Genomic DNA, 17,571 nt, shown 5'->3' on the forward strand with positions numbered 1-17,571 from the left:
CTCATTGCAGGTTAAGCTGGCTGGCATAGCGTTGCGCTTTCGATGTGGAGAGCAAAAGTGCTAGCGACCGGGCAGATGCATGCCAAACAGGCCCTGACGGCGCGCGGCCTGACCAAGATCTACGAAATGGGCGACGTCAGGGTGGAGGCCTTGCGTGGCGTGGATCTGGCTTTGGCGGAGGGGGAGATGGCGGTCCTGCTCGGCCCTTCGGGCAGCGGAAAGTCCACCTTGCTCAACATCCTGGGTGGCCTCGACCTGCCGAGTTCGGGCTCCCTCGCGTTTCAGGATCACGACCTGACTATGGCCACCGAGGCTGAGTTGACCCGCTACCGCCGCGACCACGTGGGCTTCGTGTTCCAGTTCTACAATCTCATCCCCAGCTTGACGGCGCGGGAGAACGTTGCGCTGGTGACGGAGATCGCAAAGCGCCCGCTTGCCCCGGAAGAAGCGCTTGGGATAGTCGGTCTCGGCCAGCGGCTCGATCACTTTCCAGCTCAGCTTTCCGGCGGCGAACAGCAGCGTGTCGCCATCGCTCGCGCCATCGCCAAGCGGCCCGACCTGCTGCTTTGCGACGAACCGACCGGCGCCTTGGACAGCACCACCGGCATCCTGGTCCTGGAAGCCATCGAGCGGGTGAACAGGGAGTTGGGCACGACCACGGCGCTGATCACCCATAACGCCGTGATAGCCGGGATCGCCGACCGCGTGCTTCTTTTCGCCGATGGCCGCATCGTGGAGGAGCGGCGGAATGAAGCACGTCTCTCGCCGGCGGACCTTTCATGGTGATCAGACTTTCCCCCTTGGACCGCAAGTTGCTGCGCGACCTGGAGCGGCTCTGGGCGCAGGCTCTGGCCATCGCCCTGGTCATCGCTTCGGGCGTCGCCCTTCTGGTCATGGCGCTCACCACCGTCGAGGCGCTGGAAGACACCACCGCTGCTTACTATGAGCGCTACGGCTTCGCCGAGGTCTTCGCTGAAGTGACCCGCGCGCCCGAACGCCTGACAGAGACAGTGGCCCAGCTTGAAGGGGTGAGGACGGTCGAGACGCGGATCAGCCGCTTGGCGACCCTCGACCTGCCGGGGTTCGATGAGCCGGCCACCGCGCGTGTCGTTTCCCTGCCGGAGCGGGGCGAACTCAGGCTCAATCGCTTGGTGCTGCGCGCCGGGCGTTTGCCGGAGGCGGGGCGCGCGCAAGAAGCGATCCTATTGGAGAACTTTGCCCAGGCGCATGGATTGGGACCCGGGGACCACCTCTCGGTAATCCTCAACGGCGTCCGCCGTGATCTCAGGATCGTGGGCCTCGCGCTGGCCCCTGAATTCGTCTATGTCATCGCGCCAGGCGGCCTGATGCCTGACGAAACCCGGTTTGGCGTGGTTTGGATGGGCCGCGAGGCACTGGCCGCGGCCTTCGATATGGAACAGGCCTTCAACGAGATTCACCTGTCGCTGTTGCGCGGCATTGATCCGCAGAGTGTGATAGCGCCGCTCGATGATCTTCTCGCCGAATATGGCGGGGTAGGCGCCTACGGGCGCGAGGATCAACTCTCCAACTGGTTTCTTCAGAACGAGATCGCCCAGCAAAAGAACATGGCGAGCTTGCTGCCCGCTATCTTCCTGGCGGTCTCCGCGTTCCTGACTCAGATGGTCATGAGCCGGATCGTCGCCACAGAGCGGGGCGAGATCGGACTGCTGAAAGCCTTTGGCTACAGCAGCATCGCGGTCGGGTGGCACTACGCGAAGCTGGTTCTGGCCATCGCCCTTCTGGGTGTCGTCATAGGCTTCGTTGCGGGAAGTTGGCTGGGTCATTTCAATACGCGGCTCTATGGAGAATTCTACCGCTTCCCGTTTCTACTCTATAGGCCGGGGGCCGAGAGTTACGCCATCGCCGCCTTGGCGAGCCTCGTCGCCGCCTTGGGAGGCAGCCTTGGGGCCATGCGCAGGGCCGCGGCCTTGCCGCCCGCCGAGGCGATGCGCCCGCCCGCACCGCCGGTGTTCCGTCGCACTCGCTTGTCCGGCACGGCGGCGGCGCTCTTTCTGGACGAACCTTCGCGCATGATCGCGCGGCGGATCATACGTTGGCCGCTGCGCGCCTTGGCCTCCTCCTTTGGCGTCGCGCTTTCGTTTGCCGTGCTCTTTCTGGCGCTACAGTGGACCGACGCCATCGACGAGATCATTGAGCAGACTTTCTTCAACGCACAGCATCAGGACGCCACGCTGGCCCTGGTCGAAAAGCGCGCGGCCCGAAGCCGCTACGACTTGGCCGCGCTACCCGGGGTTCTGTCCGTGGAGACCGCGCTCAGCGTTTCAGGCCGGGTCAGCAAAGGGCCGGTAAGCCGGCGGCAAGCGGTCATGGGGGTTGCATCCGACGCCAGCCTTAGTCCGATCCATGACATCAAACGAGGGGCGATCGCCCCGCCGCCCGACGGGCTTCTCATCTCCACCACCCTGGCCGGCGTGCTCGATGTGGAGCCTGGCGAGACGGTTTTTCTGGAAGTGCTTGAAGGGCGCCGGCCCGCGGCTCAGGTGACCGTGGCCGGACTGTTCGATTCCTATATCGACGCGCCTCTCTACATGGAAGCCGGGGTGCTTTCGCGCTTCTTGGGCGAGAGCCCCCAGGTGAACCTCGCACAGGTGCGGATCGATCCCGCCAACAAGAAGCAATTCTTCCAGGCGGTGAAGAAGACTCCGGCGATCAGCGCCGTGAACTTCCGCTCCGCCAACATCACCAGCTTCAGGCAAACCGTGGGCGAGACCATCTACATCTTCGTTTCCTTCTTCACGGTCTTCGCCTGCACCCTGGCTTTCGGGGTCGTCTACAACTCGGTGCGCATTGCACTTTCGGAGCGGGCGCGCGAACTGGCGACCTTGCGCGTTCTCGGGTTCACCCGTCTGGAAATAGCGTACGTACTATTGGGCGAAATCGGCGTGCTGACGTTCGTCGCGCTGCCCTTGGGCGGCGCCATAGGTATCGCGCTGGCTTGGTACCTCTCCCGGCAGTTCGCGACGGAGCTCTTCCGGGTTCCCCTGGTCGTCGAAGAGTCCACGCTTGGTCTTGCGGCGGTCATCATCATCGCCACTGCCCTTGCCTGCGCCCTCCTGGTGCGACGCCGACTGGACCGCCTGGACCTGATCGCGGTTCTTAAGACGAGGGAATGAAGATGAGCGGGATGGAACGAGAATGAGGAGAGCGTCATGACGACAGCAGGCCGCCGTCTTTTGATCTGGGGCTTCATCGTGTTGCTTGTTGCCGCCGGCCTTGCCTATGCCTTCCGCCCGCAGGCGATCCCGGTCGACCTCGCCAGCATCGAAGAGCGGAGGCTTCGGGTGACCGTCGAGGAGGAGGGCAAGGCCGAGGTGCGTGAGGTCTATACGCTTTCCGCGCCGGTGGGCGGACGCCTGCTGAGGATCAGCGCGGAGGAGGGCGACCCCGTGATCGCGGGTGATACGGCGCTGGCGCGGATCGAGCCTGCCGTCCCCACCTTCCTCGACCTGCGCAGCGAGGGTGAGGCGCGGGCGAACGTGGAAGCTGCGCGTTCGGCCCGTGAACTGGCCCAAGCCGAACTGACCTCCAGCCAAGCCGAGCTGGCCTTCGCCGAGAGCGAGTTGGAGCGGGCGCGCTCCCTCTTCGCCAGGGGCACCGTCGCCAAGCGCGTTCTGGATCAGGCGGAGCGGGCGCATCGGATCGCCGCTGCCGGGCTTTTAACCGCGCAAGCGGCTCTGGACATGCGCAGCCATGAACTGGAGGTGGCGGAGGCCCGGCTTACGTCGCCGTCACTTGGACAGGAGCAGTCTGGCGACTGCGAATGCCTGACCTTGCGCGCGCCCGTCGATGGGGAGGTGCTGCGCGTCCTGCAGGAAAGTGAAACCGTCGTGCAGCCGGGACAGCCGCTGGTCGATATCGGAGATCCACGGGACCTGCAGGTCGTCGTCGATCTGCTTTCAGAGGACGCAGTCAAGGTGGAGCCCGGCCAGCAAGTCATCGTATCCGGCTGGGGTGGCCCAGACCTCAATGGTGTGGTTCGACGGGTTGAGCCCTATGGCTACACGAAGGTGTCGGCCTTGGGCATCGAAGAGCAGCGGGTGGACGTGCTCATCGACTTCATCGAGACGCAGGACCGCCTGTCCAGGCTGGGGCACGGTTACCGGGTCAATGTCGATGTGATCTTGCAAGATACGCACGTGCTCTCTTTACCGATCGGCGCGCTCTTCAGTGAAGACGGCCAATGGAAGGTGTTCAGGGTCCAGGAAGGGCGCGCCGTCAGCGTAGCGGTCGAGATAGGCCTCCGAAACCAAACCCACGCAGAACTGCGCGACGGCCTGAACAAAGGCGATCAGGTTGTGCTCTACCCAACCGACCGCGTGGTTGAGGGTAGCTTGATAGAGCCGCGCCAATAGGCCGTGCGCCAATTCATCAACAGCTCGGGAACATGGGGCAATCAGGCTTGGCGAGTTTCAAGGACGGGCCCTCGTAGCCCGTTCCTAGACAAGAGCCGAGGTGCATCACAAGAGAAGGTTCGCCGGGATCCCGAGGAACCTGTAGTCGCAGCGGCCTGCGCGGAAACTACATCATGCCCTCTACAACGGTAAGGCCCAGGGAATGCCAGGCTTGCATCCCTCCTCTGTAGTACATGATCTTTTCTGCGGGGTAGCCCTCGCGAAGCATTGCTTTGATGGCCATTGGTGATTGTCCGCACCATGGGCCATTACAGAACAGCAAGACTTCCTCGGCATTTCGGCAATCCCAGGCGCCATCCCGCTTCTCACAACCTATTTCATCGAGACGGCCAGCCATCTCCGTGTATGGCATATTGATCGCTCCCGGGATGGTGCCTTCTAAGTGCCATTCGATCGTACGACCATCGATCAGCTTCCCCCCTTTCTCCGCGAAGGCGAGCAGCTCCATCTCACCGACTGTTCTCACGCCGGGCGCAACTTGCATTGGCTGAATGCAGAAGGGAGGACATGGTCTGGACGTCTTGGCGTAAGCAGGATCGATCGTTGCGTCGACGTCCTGATTTCGCATGATCTCTACGGGTCCATCCGGCGTCTGGACCGTCACGCTTGGAGTATCTCCATTCAGCTTGACTTGCAGCTCTTCGGCAAATCCGCCGTCAGGCCTGGTAAGGAGCAGCATTGCTAAAGCAACCAGTCCGACAAATCTCATCGATTCCTCCATCGCCATCGAGTCATTCGAGCAGGATGGAAATCATAATCATAAATTCGAATGTGTTCAAAATATAAGCCGGCTCGGCGCCGAGCGCCCTTCTGGTCACATCGGCTCTGAACCAATAGCGGGCCCTCGGTTGGAGCCCTATGGCATCTCTACTAGGTTCTGATGTCTCTGCGAGTCGATATGGCGGACTCTTCCGCTCTTATGCGAACCCATAGGATTGCCCCATTGAGAAGGCTGAAGATCAGAGCCGTCTTCCAGAGCCCGAAGGCAATGGGAAGCAATGCGATCTCGCCAACCACCACTGCGTAGTTGGGATGACGGAGGAATCGGTAGGGGCCTCTCTTCACGAGGGGTTCGCCGGGCAGGGTGATTATGCGTGTCGTCCAGTATTCCCCCAGGCTGAGCACAACCCAGACACGGATGGTCTGGAGCACCAGGAAGGCGCCGAGAGCCAACCAGAGCACTCCCCCGTCGGGGTCACCAAGGAGAAACACTGAGAGCAACCAGGCGCTGTGCAAGGCAATGATAACCGGGTAGTGCCTACGACCAACCTCCTGGCCGCCGCGTGCCAGAAGACGTTTGGTGTTTCGCCGAGCGACCCATAGCTCGATAAGCCGCTGAACGGCGACCAGGATAACCAGGATTTGCGGCAATCCGACATTCATGCCCTATGGCCCGGCTCCAGAAGCTGCTGCGCGCAGGTGAAGCCGGGGCCGAGAGCCAATGAAAAGGTGGGGCCCTTCAACTCCCAATCCTCCGCCTCCAATAGATGGGAAAGAACGAAGAGCGCGGTCGGCGATGACATGTTCCCGAACTTGCGCAGCACCTCCCTTTCATGCTGCAGGTCGCCTTGCTGGCGCTGCAGAACGGCCTCCAACGCAGAAACGACCTTGGCGCCTCCGGGGTGGCAAGCGGTGTGGACAATGTCATGGGAGGTCATGCCGCGGTCTTCGAGGAATTTTTCGACAACCGACCGGGCATCGGACCGAATGATGGCTGGAATATCCCTTGAGAAGATGACCCCAAGGCCGTCCTCTTCGATGCTCCAACCCATCACCCCTCGGCTTTCCGGCCAGCGATGTTGCGCGGAGGCCGTCAACCGCGGCGCCGCATCCGGACCGTCGCAGGAAACCAGGGCCGCCGCCGCGCCATCTCCAAACAGCACCGTGGCGATCACGTTTCCTTTTGTCAGGTCATCTTCGCGAAAGTTCAGCGAGCAGAGTTCGAGCGCCAGCAGCAACACCCGCTTGCCGGGCTGCGCCTCTGCAAGGCCCGCAGCCTGCCCCAGACCAATCACTCCACCCGCGCACCCAAGGCCGAAAACCGGCAATCGCTGCACGTCCTCTCGGAACGGCAATCTGTCCATCAGCAGGGCGTCGAGCGACGGCGTGGCGACACCGGTGCTGCTGATAAACAGGAGCGAGTCCACGTCTGATGCCTCCATTCCGGCAGCGGTCAGGCAATCGCGTGCGGCGGCTTCCATCAGGTCCAACCCAATCCTGCTGTAGATATCCGAACGCTCGATCCAGCCATGTGGCTGGCCATACCATTCCGGCGGCATGGCCGCCCATCGTTCCTCTACTCCCGCATTGTCGTAGGCGGACAACAAGGCCGTTATGGGAAAGCCACGGCTGCCGAAATGCCGATGCGCCCAATCGCGAACCCACTCCTGCGATAGTCGGTGTTCCGGCAAGGCAGTCGCCATCGACAAAAGCTTCGCAGTTCCCGGCATCGTCAACCCTCATTCTTCAGGGTCGATCTTGCGCCTTTCGATCGACCATAAAAAGGGGCGGCCGAAGAAACAGAGATCTGCGCGGGAGTTGTGGCTGGTCGTCAGCTGGTCGCTGCGCGGATCTCCAAGGCTTCAAGGTTTCCGCCTTCCATGAGGGGCGCTGCTCTCCAGCGACCGCCGGTTTCAGGGCGATACTTGCCCTGCAAGCAAAGTGATTGCTGGAACCGGAAAAGCGGCGCAACAATCTCCTGTCGAACAGCTGTCATTTGTGGGGGCAAAGCTATGGTATCGGCAGAAGACGGCATAGACCTGCAACGCTATCCAATTCACCAACCCGGCTCTGCGGAATTCAATCGCCTGCTGGAGAGTATCCACGAAAACTTAGAGCGTCAGGGCTGCGCCAAACTGGACGGATTCGTGAAACCGGCGGCCGCCCGAGCGCTCAAGGAGGAGGGCGACCGCGTCGCCTGTTTTGCGCATCGTTCCTTCAACCGGGTGAATCCCTACTTCACCTCGGATGACGAAGAGCTTCCGCCGGACCACCCGCGCCGCCGCTTCAATGAGCGGTCCAACGCCTTTGTACCCGCCGATAACTTTGGCCATGAGAGCCTGCTTCGGGCGATCTACGAGTGGCCGAGATTCACGGACTTCATAAGACGTTCGCTAAAGGAGAAAGAAGGATCCTTCTACCGCTATGACGATCCCCTGGCGGACGTCATTATCAATGTGGTTGATCCCGGTGGCGGTTTCCCATGGCACTTCGATACCAACACCTACACGGTGACACTGGGCATTCAGCCAGCGGAACGGGGCGGCCTGTTCCAGTACTGCCCCCAGTTGCGATCCGCGGAGTCTGAGAACTACGACCAAGTGGCTGCGGTTATGGATGGCGATCAAACCAAGGTGCGCTCCCTCGAACTTCAACCGGGTGATCTACAGATTTTCCTTGGCCGCTACTCCTTGCACCAGGTCACCGCTGTCGAAGGGTCGCTGCCGCGCTACGTTGGGATTTTCTCCTACGCCAACGAACCGGGCATGTGTGGCCGTGTTGAGCGGACGCGCCAACTCTATGGGCGGGTTCTGCCGGTTCATCTGGAGCGGGACAAGAAGCGGCGCGCTGACGCACTGCAAGACTGACGGGGATTGGCGGACACCTATTCCCAAGCCTGTTCGATGGTGGTTGACCATCATTGGATATGAAGCAGGTTTACTGGACCCTCTCCAATCACCTGATAAGCGATCTTTAGGCCATCACAATCTGCATAACGATTGTTTGGTCTTTGCATCCACGGCGCCTTTTAGAGCTACGAGGATGGCCGAGAGATCATGGGGCCTCATTATCGAAAAGAAATTCCCTGATCCTCGATTCTATTTCCCTGTTTGGCTCATTAGGGAAATCATCCAATTTTGACTGCAAAATCAGGTGCTTGGCATTACTAAGATGAGCGTGTCCGCGCCAAGATCTTGGAATTTCCCTGTATTTTCCAGGTTAGCAGGGAATTTTGCTCAGAGATGAGTTCGCTCCAGACTGCCTCCGCCACCACTCCTCCTCCAGATCTCCCTCTAGTTTGAGAGGGTCGCCAGAGACGCCAGCATTCGCCGGGGTCGCGCTCCTCGCTTTTTCGGGGAAAGCCGTCCTCTAGAAGCATCACCTGGGCGGGTCTCCGCTTCCAGGGGCGAAGCGATCTGCCGTTGTGTCGTCTGGCGATCCCCGCTAGAGGGTCAAATGCACTCCCCACCGTCGATGACGAGGGCATGCCCGGTCATGAAGGAGGATCTTTCAGAGGCCAGGAAGACAACACCATCGGCGATTTCTTCCACCGTGCCGAAGCGGCCCATCGGAATGGCGTTTGCGATATAGGATTCCAGCTTGTCGCGCCCGCCCATCTGAACCTCGAACCCCCTGTTGAAGGGCGTGTCGATGAAGCCAGGGCATAGGGCGTTGAAGCGAATTCCCTCATGTGCGTAATCGGCGGCCATCTGCCGGGTCATCGCCAAGATGGCGTGCTTGGTCGTGGCGTAGGCGATCATTCCGCGATCGTATTGGACCCCGGAATTGGACGAGGTGATGATGATGCTGCCGCCACCCTGCCGGCGCATCGGGACAATGGCGGCTTGTGCGGCCACGAAATGCGATCGGACATTGATGGCCCAGGATGCGTCCATGTCGTCGACCGCCACCTGCTCCAGCTTGCCTTCAATCTGGATGCCGACGTGAGAGTGCAGGATATCAAGATGTCCGTAGCGCTCTGCCGTACCACCGACGGCGGCGCGAAGAGCCGTGTCGTCGGTTACGTCAAGCTCAAGCGCCTCAGCCTTCCAACCCTCTTCGCGAAGGCCCTGCGCAATCGCCTCCGCGCCGCTCAAGTTCTTGTCCGCCAACACGACCTGCGCGCCCTCGCGCGCCAAGGCCTTTGCTCCCGCCGCCCCGATCCCGGAGGCTGCGCCTGTGACGAGTGCGACATGTCCCTCTAGTAACATTCGAATCTCCAAGTGTTGCCGGCGTCCTCAGTGTTTCGGGCCGCGGCGAAGGATAAGCTGGGCGATGATCAGCAGGATGAGCGAAACCACCATCACCATCGTTCCAATGGCGTTGATCTCTGGCGTGATGCCACGGCGGATCGACGAGAAGATATAGATCGGCAGTGTCGTCTCCGACCCGGCGACGAAGAAGGCGATGATGAAATCGTCGAAACTGAAGGTGAAGCTAAGCAGGAAACCGGCAAGGATCGCGGGCGCGATCAAGGGCAGCGTTACCTGTCTGAAGGTGCCGAAGGGCGTGGCATAGAGGTCCGCGGAGGCTTCGGCCAAGGCCTGCTCAAGGCCGGCGAGCCGCGCTCTGACGATTATGATGACCAGCGCCATGGTGAACATGGTGTGGGCGGCGACCAGCGAGATCGTGCCCATGGAGAGGGACGGCGGTTCGGCATCTTCCGGCCAGATCGAAGCCAGCCAGGGATTCACCACGTCGAAGACCGTCACCAGTGCGATCAGGGTCGCTATGCCGATCACGATTCCGGGAATCATCACGGCGATGTAGATGATGGAATCAAAGATCGCGCGCGCCGGTCCCCGGATGCCTTGCAAGCCGACAGCGGCGAGCGTGCCCACGACGCTGGCGAGAGTCGCCGAGACGAAAGCGACGAAGAGGCTCGTCTCCAGCGCATCCATCACGAAGGGGTTGTTCAATGCGCGGCCATACCACTTGGCCGAAAAGCCCTGAAGGTCGCTCGCATGGCGGCCGGCGTTGAAGCTGAACAGCGCGATGATCCCGATCGGGGCGTAGAGGAACAGGTAGACGACGAAGGCGTAAATCCTCATGGCCGGCGCTCACATGATCGAGGTGTCGTCGCGCTGCGTGTTCAAACGCGCGATCAACCGCATGTAGAGAGTGACCGTCACCAGCATGATCACAATCAACGTGAAGGCCACGGCGGAGCCGTAGGCCCAGTTGCGCGACTGGAGGAAAAGGTCCACCAACGCGTTGCCGACAAAAAACACCTTTCCGCCCCCGAGCAGCGCGGGGATCAGGAACTCCCCCATCAGCAGTATGAAAACCAGCATGCAGCCGGTCGCCACGCCCGGGATCGAGAGCGGCACGGTGACCTTGAAGAAGGTCGCCAAGGGCCGCGCGCCGAGGTCGGAAGACGCCTCCAGCAGCCGCTTGTCCAGGCGGTCCAGACTCACGTAGATCGGAAAGACCATCAGCGGCAGATAGCCGTAGATGATGCCGATCAGAACGGCGAAGGGCGTGTAGATGAGCTGAACGTCGCCGATCCCCACGGCCTCAAGCAGTTGGGGAATGCCCCGGCCGCCGAGGATATAGATCCAAGCGTAGCTGCGGATGAGAATGCTGGTCCAAAAGGGAACGATGACCAGCACGAGCAGGAGCGTCTTCCACTTCGCACTGGTTCGCACCGCAAGCTGGTAAGCCAGCGGATAGGCGATCAGCATCGCCGCGAGCGTTCCCAAGGGCGCCAGGATCATGGTGTTCTTGAAAGCGGTCAGCCGCGCGGGAAGATTGGCGTATTGCTCGAAGGTGAAGGCGGGGACATAGCCGCCGGCCGGTCCCCGCTCTCCAAAGCTGAAGATCAAAACGACGCTGAGGGGCAGCACCAGCATGACCAGAAACCACGCCGCCGCCGGTGCGACGAGCAGCCAGTTTCGCTCGGTCCGGGTCATGCCTGGCGCCGCCCCCTCGGGTCGTTAGGCGGACTTGAAGCGCGCGAGCAGTTCCGCGCGGTTCGGGTCCGTCAGGGTCGCCGCTGCACCGAACTCCAGGGCGTCCAGAAGGTCCTGGGCCGGATAGAGGATCGGGTCCTCCAGCATCTCCTGCGGCAGGAGCGCGTTGGTCCGGCTGTCCGCAACGGGGTAGCCATGGGCCAGAACCTCGCGGGCGTTCACTTCCGGGTTCAGCATGTGGTTGATCAAGGCATAGGCGGCCTCGCGGTGCGGCGCGCCCTTCGGGATGGCGTAGTAGTCACTCCAGATCTCCCCGCCTTCTTTGCCGAGCACATAGTCGATCTCGGGAATGTCCGAGTTCAACTGCTTGCCATCGCCGGTCCAGCACATGGTCAGCCAGGCGTCACCCGAGCGCATTGCAGGCTGATAGTCCGAAGAGATGGCGAAGAGGTGCGGCTTGACGTCGATCAGGAGCTTTTCCGCATCGGCGAGTTCGGCGGGGTCCACCGAATTGAAGGAGTACCCGAAGTACTTGAGCGCGTTGCCGATGGTCGTCAGCTGATAGTCGTGAACCATGGTGCGGCCCGAGTAGTCATCCATCGTGCGGTCGAAGAAGTCCTTCCAAGTCGTGAAAGGCTTGCCTCCGTCGTGCGAGGTGTTCACGGCGAAACCGGTGGTTCCCCAGTTCTTCGGAACTGCGTAAAGCGTCCCATCGACCGTGCCCGCATCGGCAAAGCGCGGGTCGAAGGCGCTGGCGTCGTAGTTGGACAGCTTGGAGACGTCCAGCGGCTCGATGAGGTCCTCGGCCACGTAGGTCGTAATCGTGTAGTTGGTTGGAACGAAAACGTCCCAGCCGCTGCCACCCGCCTGCAACTTGGCGAGCATCTCCTCGTTCGAGCCGAAGACGTTTACCTGCACGAAGGCGCCGGTGTTGTCGGTGAACATCTCGAAGTTCGCCGGATCGTGGTAGTTCGGCCAGGTCGCGAGCACGACCCGGTCGCCGATGTGGCTGTCGGCTTTGGCGATGCCCGGGCGGAGACCCGGCACCGCGGCACCGAGGACCGCCGTGGCGGCGCCCAGACCGGTCACGCCCAGGAAGTGTCTGCGGGTGACCGACCCCTTCTGGAACCGGCGGAGTTCTTCCATGAATTTCTTTTTCGAAATCGGATCGTGGTCCTTCATTTTTCGTCTCCCTGTTCGTTGGGTTGGAGTTCGTCAGTCTCGCTTGAGGATCAATGCGGCATCCCCACTCCAACTGACATGCGCGCGTTCGCCCGTATCGAAGCCAAGCGCTCCGGCCTCGGCTTGCCGGGGGGCCAAGATGATGATGTTTCCAAGGGCTTCGTTGCGGGCGAGATACTCGGTGTGTTCGCCGAGGAAGATTCTGTTCTGGACGGTTACCTCCAAGCTGCCGTCACTGGCGTTGCGCGCCAGCCGGATCTGCTCCGGGCGGATGCTCAGACAGCCCTCTTCTCCTGCGCTGATATTCGCGCTCGCTTCACCGGAGAAGCGATGTCCGCTCTCCGTCTGCAGTGTCGCGCGTCCGGCCTCCACCGCCATGACCCGGCCGTCGAAGAAGTTTGACGTGCCGACGAAGTCGGCGACATAGCGTGAATTGGGGCTGTCGTAGAGTTCCTGTGGGCTGCCGACCTGAACGATTCGGCCATCTCGCATCACGCAGACGCGGTCGCTGAGGGACAAGGCCTCCTCCTGGTCGTGCGTCACGAGGATGAAGGTGATCCCGAGTTGGCGTTGAAGGTCCTGCAGCTCGATCTGCATCTCCTTGCGCAGTTTCCGGTCGAGGGCGGCCAGAGGTTCATCCAGCAGCAGCACTTTCGGTTCGTTGACGATGGCGCGGGCGAGCGCGACCCGCTGCTGCTGACCGCCGGACATCTCCCAGGTGCGGCGGCTTTCATATCCGGTCAGGCGCACCACCTCGAGCGCGCGCGTCACCTTGTCCGTGATATCGGCCCTGGGCATTCGCGGCCGCTGCTGGCGCAACCCATAAGCGATGTTGTCGAAAACAGTTAGATGCGGGAACAGGGCGTAGCTCTGGAAGACCATGTTCACCGGCCTTCGGTAAGGCTCCAGACCGTTGACCACCTCGCCGTCGATCAGGATCTCGCCCTCTGTCGGCGTCTCGAAACCCGCCAGCATGCGCAGTGCCGTTGTCTTGCCGCAGCCGGACGGACCCAGGAACGACAGGAACTCGCCGGCCCCTATGGTGAGATTCAAGTCACGTGCCGCCAGCACGTCGCCGAAGGCCTTGGTGACTCCGCGAAACTCAGCGATCTGCTGTCGTTGCTTTGCTTGATCGTTGTCGTTGTATGCCGGTTCTGCCAAGGCCATCGACTTTTCTGTAGCTGCATCTCATATTGCATGATCAAAACAATCCAAAGAAAAACGGGCGTTTCTGTAAATATGCCTTTTGGGGTATTAATTCTGTCATACACCGATTGTTAGAGGCTTTCTTAGAATGGACTGGTTGGAATCGGCGGGTCGAATCATCGAGGGGATTGGAACCGAGGGCTTTGCGTCCATCCTCGCGCAGTCCTTGCACGACACGCTGCCCTACGAGTTCACGGTTATCTTCGGTTATGCCGGTCACGCCCGTCCGCTCGACCTCTTCGACGACTTCACGCCCAAGCGGCGCATTCTGCATGTCGAGGAGTACCAGGAGGGCCCCTACCTTCTTGATCCCTTCTTCCTGGCCAGCCTCGGGCCGCGTGAACCGGGCCTTTGGCGCCTGCGCGAGATCGCGCCCGACCGCTTTTATCAGGGGGAGTACTATCGGAACTACTACGCGCAGACCGGGCTGGCCGAGGAGATCGGGTTTCTCATCAATATCAACCGGAAGCTCAACATCGTCATTTCCCTGATGCGCACGGAAAAGCGCTTCTCAAATGCTGAGATGCGGACCCTGAAGAAGCTTTGGCCGCTGATCGATGCAGCCTGCCGGAAGAACTGGCGGGGCCTTGGGCTGGAGGAGACAGGCGACTCCTCGACCATGGAGCGCCGCATCGAATACGCCTTCAACAGCATCGGCGAGGGCGTGCTGACGCCGCGTGAGCGCGAAGTTGTGGAACTGACCCTCAGGGGGCATTCCGCAGACGCTATCGGGAAGATGCTGAGCATCTCGTCGGGAACCGTCCGGATTCATCGGAAGAATATCTACTCTAAACTCAGGATCAGCTCCCAGGGCGAGCTGTTCTCGGAGTTCATTACCGCAATCTTGGGGTCCAGCCCCCTGCAAGCCGCGGCAAGACAGCCCAGCGGTTGACGCACAAGCGCGTTGAAGGATTGGCTCCATTGCTTTCAAAAAGCGGGGGCGTTGGTGCGCTACTAGCCGGCAGCGGACAACGCTGACGGGCGCGCTATCTGTCAGGCGCGGTCCTGCAAATAGGCCCGGGCAAGTTCATATAGGCGCTCACGACCGAAGCTCGCATCGTGGCCGGCGTGGACCACCCGAACGGGGAGCTCCAAGAGACGTTTCATGGTCGCGACGTAGGCCCCGACGTCGGACCCCGGAAGCCCATCGAGGAGTGGGCCGTCATAGATCGCATCACCGGAGAAAAGGACGCCACTCTGCGCCTCCCAAAGCCCAATACTGCCGGGCGAATGCCCGGGCAGATGCAAAACCTCGAAGCGCCGCCCTCCGGCCTCAATAACGTCGCCCTCGTCGACAAGGCGGGTGGCTGGCGCGGGATTCAGGGCATAGGCGGCAATGTCGTAACCCGGTCGGGGCAGGGCTTCCAGCATCACCTCGGGCAAGTCGAGGCCCGCATCGCGGAAGCTAGCTGCGACGCCGGCGTCGAAGTCTGCAGCTCTTAGCGAGGCGAACCCCTTGGGCTCGCGCAGCTCCTCTGCTTCTAGGCGGTGGACCACCCGCTCTTCAAACTCATGAAGCCCGCCCACGTGGTCGTAGTGCGTATGGGTGGCGACGGCTGTCAACGGCCGCCGAAACAGGCTTGCCGCAGCCTCAGATAAGCTCGCGATCCCGAGGCCGCTGTCGACCAACAGGTCGCGGCTCTCTCCGCGGACGTGCCAGATGTTGCAGCGGATGAGCGGGTCCACGTATGGCTCCCAAATCAGAGTGACGCCATCGTCCAGTTCGACCCAGTCGAACCAATTTTCCGCCACTTCAAATGCCAATCAGCCATCCTTTCCAGCGGTCAGGAGAGGAACAGAGCTTTGCCAAGCGATTTCGAGAGTCAACTCAGGAATGATCGCAAGATCCTGCACTCATCTAAGTCCGTGTCCGCTTTTGGCTAATAGCGGAAACCAACGGCGTGGCGGTCTCTTCCGGTTTAATGGTGCAACTCAATGAGCTTGCGGCTGGCTGAGGAGCGGCAGCGGCAAGCTTCAGAGAGATACCAAACAGGTTTCTTTGAGGAGCCCCTAGGGTTTTGAGACAAATCAACGAACGATCACGCTAGCCAGGCCAACCTGCAGTCGAGATTGATTCGCGACCAACAAGCAAGGAGCCAGAGAGTGAGTGCCTCAAAGGACGATTCCGAGAAGTTGGCTTGGCTGGAAGCCGAACTCGCCGACACCCTGGACGAGGACTATGAACTGGAGATGTCGGAACCGGCGCTATCGCTCGAGTTGAGGCGGATCTACAAGGATGTCCACCCTCCGTCGATGGAACGCAGGGATTACTTCAAGACGCTGCTGACGCTCCAAGCCGAGTTGATAAAGCTTCAGGACTGGGTTGCGCATAGCAAAGCTAAGATCGTCGTGATCTTCGAGGGGCGCGACAGCGCGGGCAAGGGCGGCGTCATAAAGCGCATTACGCAAAGGCTCAACCCAAGAATCTGCCGCGTCGTGGCTTTGCCCGCACCCAGCGACCGTGAGAAAAGCCAGTGGTACTTCCAGCGCTATGTACCCCATCTTCCTGCTGGCGGCGAAATCGTGCTCTTCGACCGCTCTTGGTACAACCGGGCCGGTGTGGAGCGGGTGATGGGCTTTGCGGACGAAGAGGAGGTTGAGCGCTTCTTTCGGGACGTCCCGGAATTCGAGCGCTCGCTGGTTCGCTCCGGCATAATCCTGATCAAGTATTGGTTCTCCATCACAGACGAGGAACAACAGATGCGCTTCCTGATGCGTATCCACGATCCTTTGAAGCAGTGGAAGCTGAGTCCCATGGACCTGCAATCCCGTGTCCGGTGGGAAGACTATACCAAGGCTAAGGAGGAGATGTTCGATCGGACAAACATTTCTGAAGCCCCCTGGTACATTGTGGAGGGAAACGACAAGAAGCGAGCGCGTTTGAATTGCATCGATCATTTCATCAGCCAAATTCCCTATGAGGAAGTGAGCCAAGAAAAGGTCGCGCTGCCCGATCGAGTCTTTAACGCAAACTATGAACGCCAGGTGCTTCCCAGCGAGCTATACGTCCCGCAGAAATATTGAGGGGGTCAGCCCTAATGCGGGGTTCGGCAGCATTGAGTTCATGATGGAGCTTCCGCTCCTAGCTAGAAGCGGACAATCATTCCAATGAAATTGCCCGCTTTCTGAGGTCTAGTTTTGTAGCTCTCCGCTTGCTTCTAACCATCGGGCCATTCCCTGGATGTTCAGGTCCATCCATTGGTCGTATGCCATCATGTTCGACCACCGGCTCGTGTCGAGGTTCGCAACGATTTCATCAACCGACTTGCCTGCGCGAAGTTGGCTAGCCACCGCCTCCTTAAGCCACTGAAGATACGCAAGAGCCTCCTCGGAATCCGACTGGTTACCTAGTCGGCTGTGACCGGGAAGCATTATCTCAAACCTAAGAGCCTGAACTGCGCGTATCTGGTCCATAAGTCCATTGATGTCGGCGCCGGGGAAGTCGCGATAAGGCAACCTGCCGGGGCTGACTACATCTACAACGAAGGCGACATTCTCTGGCCGCACCACAACGACCATCATATCCTGCCCGTGGCCCGGCCCTATGGGCACTAATTCAAGGGTCTTGCCTCCGACACGCAGCAACGACCGTTCAGCGATACGGTAGTCAGGGACGACCCCGTCGATCTCGGCAGGCGAATTTGCCTCTGCTATGACGACCGCCGTCTCAGCAAAGATAGAGCCGCCCGAGGCATGATCACCATGACTGTGGCTGTAGATGAGATAAATGACCGGCTTCTGGAACCTCTCGTAAATCTCTGCCTTCAGCCAAGAAGCGGCCTCCGCGTTGATGGGGTCGGTCACGACCACGCCATCAGCGGTTTCAATAAGCATCGAGTAGTGAAAGTTATTCTGGAAGCGCCAAACATCGCCCTTCACCTTGGTGAGCGCTCGATTGGCTTCTTGAGCGGTGGCTGGAAGGGCGGCAAAGGTGAACAGCAGAGCTGCAGATAGAATGCGCATCATCATCAGAAATTCTCCCTCTTCGATCACATCCAAATGGATCGATTGTCCGGAAGCCTACCACATCCTCAAATTGCTCAGATGACACGTCTGCTATTGGCTAAAAGCAGACGCTCCAAGGTACAGCGCTATTC

The 17,571-nt window shown here is 60.5% G+C and carries 16 protein-coding genes; 6 read left to right on the forward strand and 10 right to left on the reverse strand.

The features are described from left to right. Positions 1-75: 75 nt before the first annotated feature. Genes P8X75_06720 through P8X75_06730 form a run of 3 tightly spaced genes read left to right on the forward strand, consistent with a single transcriptional unit; the run spans position 76 to position 4,394 of the window. Positions 76-786, forward strand: a complete 711-nt coding sequence (locus P8X75_06720; GenBank protein MEJ1994894.1) for an ABC transporter ATP-binding protein — start codon at positions 76-78, stop codon at positions 784-786. Then, on the forward strand, positions 780-3,155 hold the full coding sequence (locus P8X75_06725) for an ABC transporter permease (GenBank protein ID MEJ1994895.1): 2,376 nt from the start codon (positions 780-782) through the stop codon (positions 3,153-3,155). Before P8X75_06720 ends, P8X75_06725 begins: the two co-directional genes overlap by 7 nt. Before the next feature lie 36 nt (positions 3,156-3,191). Next, entirely contained in the window at positions 3,192-4,394 is a 1,203-nt protein-coding gene (locus tag P8X75_06730; protein MEJ1994896.1) for an HlyD family efflux transporter periplasmic adaptor subunit, read from the forward strand. Positions 4,395-4,560: 166 nt separating this feature from the next. Here the strand turns inward: P8X75_06730 and P8X75_06735 are convergent, their stop codons facing one another. From P8X75_06735 to P8X75_06745, 3 genes are all read right to left on the reverse strand, one after another. After that, positions 4,561-5,181: a rhodanese-like domain-containing protein gene (locus P8X75_06735; GenBank protein ID MEJ1994897.1), complete on the reverse strand. Its 621-nt coding sequence runs from the start codon at positions 5,179-5,181 to the stop codon at positions 4,561-4,563. 143 nt (positions 5,182-5,324) lie between these two features. Next, positions 5,325-5,837, reverse strand: coding sequence for an isoprenylcysteine carboxylmethyltransferase family protein (locus P8X75_06740; protein ID MEJ1994898.1), 513 nt, complete (start codon positions 5,835-5,837; stop codon positions 5,325-5,327). Next, entirely contained in the window at positions 5,834-6,904 is a 1,071-nt protein-coding gene (locus tag P8X75_06745) for a type III polyketide synthase (protein MEJ1994899.1), read from the reverse strand. Before P8X75_06745 ends, P8X75_06740 begins: the two co-directional genes overlap by 4 nt. 282 nt (positions 6,905-7,186) lie before the next feature. Here P8X75_06745 and P8X75_06750 point away from each other — a divergent pair, with 282 nt between their 5' ends. Next, entirely contained in the window at positions 7,187-8,041 is an 855-nt protein-coding gene (locus tag P8X75_06750) for a hypothetical protein (protein MEJ1994900.1), read from the forward strand. 585 nt (positions 8,042-8,626) lie between these two features. Here P8X75_06750 and P8X75_06755 read toward each other — a convergent pair. The 5 genes from P8X75_06755 to P8X75_06775 are packed head-to-tail and all read right to left on the reverse strand — an operon-like array spanning position 8,627 to position 13,435. After that, positions 8,627-9,385 carry an SDR family NAD(P)-dependent oxidoreductase gene (locus P8X75_06755; GenBank protein ID MEJ1994901.1) on the reverse strand — a complete coding sequence of 253 codons (759 nt, stop codon included), beginning with the start codon at positions 9,383-9,385 and terminating at the stop codon, positions 8,627-8,629. A 27-nt stretch (positions 9,386-9,412) separates the two neighbouring features. Then, positions 9,413-10,225: an ABC transporter permease gene (locus tag P8X75_06760; protein ID MEJ1994902.1), complete on the reverse strand. Its 813-nt coding sequence runs from the start codon at positions 10,223-10,225 to the stop codon at positions 9,413-9,415. Positions 10,226-10,234: 9 nt separating this feature from the next. Next, positions 10,235-11,086: an ABC transporter permease gene (locus tag P8X75_06765; GenBank protein ID MEJ1994903.1), complete on the reverse strand. Its 852-nt coding sequence runs from the start codon at positions 11,084-11,086 to the stop codon at positions 10,235-10,237. 24 nt (positions 11,087-11,110) lie between these two features. After that, positions 11,111-12,268: a spermidine/putrescine ABC transporter substrate-binding protein gene (locus P8X75_06770; GenBank protein ID MEJ1994904.1), complete on the reverse strand. Its 1,158-nt coding sequence runs from the start codon at positions 12,266-12,268 to the stop codon at positions 11,111-11,113. 33 nt (positions 12,269-12,301) lie between these two features. Next, positions 12,302-13,435, reverse strand: coding sequence for an ABC transporter ATP-binding protein (locus P8X75_06775; protein ID MEJ1994905.1), 1,134 nt, complete (start codon positions 13,433-13,435; stop codon positions 12,302-12,304). 127 nt (positions 13,436-13,562) lie between these two features. On the opposite strand from P8X75_06775, the gene P8X75_06780 reads away from it, so the two are divergent. Beyond that, on the forward strand, positions 13,563-14,366 hold the full coding sequence (locus P8X75_06780; protein ID MEJ1994906.1) for a helix-turn-helix transcriptional regulator: 804 nt from the start codon (positions 13,563-13,565) through the stop codon (positions 14,364-14,366). 101 nt (positions 14,367-14,467) lie between these two features. Here the strand turns inward: P8X75_06780 and P8X75_06785 are convergent, their stop codons facing one another. Next, on the reverse strand, positions 14,468-15,238 hold the full coding sequence (locus P8X75_06785; protein ID MEJ1994907.1) for an MBL fold metallo-hydrolase: 771 nt from the start codon (positions 15,236-15,238) through the stop codon (positions 14,468-14,470). A gap of 339 nt (positions 15,239-15,577) precedes the next feature. Between P8X75_06785 and ppk2 the strand changes: the two genes are divergently transcribed. Beyond that, complete coding sequence (ppk2, locus tag P8X75_06790; protein MEJ1994908.1) at positions 15,578-16,498, forward strand: polyphosphate kinase 2; 921 nt, start codon at positions 15,578-15,580, stop codon at positions 16,496-16,498. 108 nt (positions 16,499-16,606) lie between these two features. On the opposite strand, the gene P8X75_06795 is transcribed toward ppk2, so the two are convergent. Then, positions 16,607-17,443, reverse strand: coding sequence for an MBL fold metallo-hydrolase (locus tag P8X75_06795; GenBank protein ID MEJ1994909.1), 837 nt, complete (start codon positions 17,441-17,443; stop codon positions 16,607-16,609). Positions 17,444-17,571 lie beyond the last annotated feature (128 nt).

This window comes from Limibacillus sp. (assembly GCA_037379885.1).
Taxonomy (GTDB): Bacteria; Pseudomonadota; Alphaproteobacteria; order Kiloniellales; family CECT-8803; genus JARRJC01.

Coding starts and splice junctions, on each gene's coding strand:
- P8X75_06795 (MEJ1994909.1), bottom strand. CDS start 17,443: ATGATGATGCGCATTCTATCTGCAGCTCTGCTGTTCACCTTTGCCGCC.
- P8X75_06780 (MEJ1994906.1), top strand. CDS start 13,563: ATGGACTGGTTGGAATCGGCGGGTCGAATCATCGAGGGGATTGGAACC.
- P8X75_06750 (MEJ1994900.1), top strand. CDS start 7,187: ATGGTATCGGCAGAAGACGGCATAGACCTGCAACGCTATCCAATTCAC.
- P8X75_06745 (MEJ1994899.1), bottom strand. CDS start 6,904: ATGCCGGGAACTGCGAAGCTTTTGTCGATGGCGACTGCCTTGCCGGAA.
- P8X75_06770 (MEJ1994904.1), bottom strand. CDS start 12,268: ATGAAGGACCACGATCCGATTTCGAAAAAGAAATTCATGGAAGAACTC.
- P8X75_06740 (MEJ1994898.1), bottom strand. CDS start 5,837: ATGAATGTCGGATTGCCGCAAATCCTGGTTATCCTGGTCGCCGTTCAG.
- P8X75_06725 (MEJ1994895.1), top strand. CDS start 780: ATGGTGATCAGACTTTCCCCCTTGGACCGCAAGTTGCTGCGCGACCTG.
- P8X75_06775 (MEJ1994905.1), bottom strand. CDS start 13,435: ATGGCCTTGGCAGAACCGGCATACAACGACAACGATCAAGCAAAGCAA.
- P8X75_06760 (MEJ1994902.1), bottom strand. CDS start 10,225: ATGAGGATTTACGCCTTCGTCGTCTACCTGTTCCTCTACGCCCCGATC.
- P8X75_06735 (MEJ1994897.1), bottom strand. CDS start 5,181: ATGGCGATGGAGGAATCGATGAGATTTGTCGGACTGGTTGCTTTAGCA.
- P8X75_06755 (MEJ1994901.1), bottom strand. CDS start 9,385: ATGTTACTAGAGGGACATGTCGCACTCGTCACAGGCGCAGCCTCCGGG.
- P8X75_06720 (MEJ1994894.1), top strand. CDS start 76: ATGCATGCCAAACAGGCCCTGACGGCGCGCGGCCTGACCAAGATCTAC.
- P8X75_06765 (MEJ1994903.1), bottom strand. CDS start 11,086: ATGACCCGGACCGAGCGAAACTGGCTGCTCGTCGCACCGGCGGCGGCG.
- P8X75_06730 (MEJ1994896.1), top strand. CDS start 3,192: ATGACGACAGCAGGCCGCCGTCTTTTGATCTGGGGCTTCATCGTGTTG.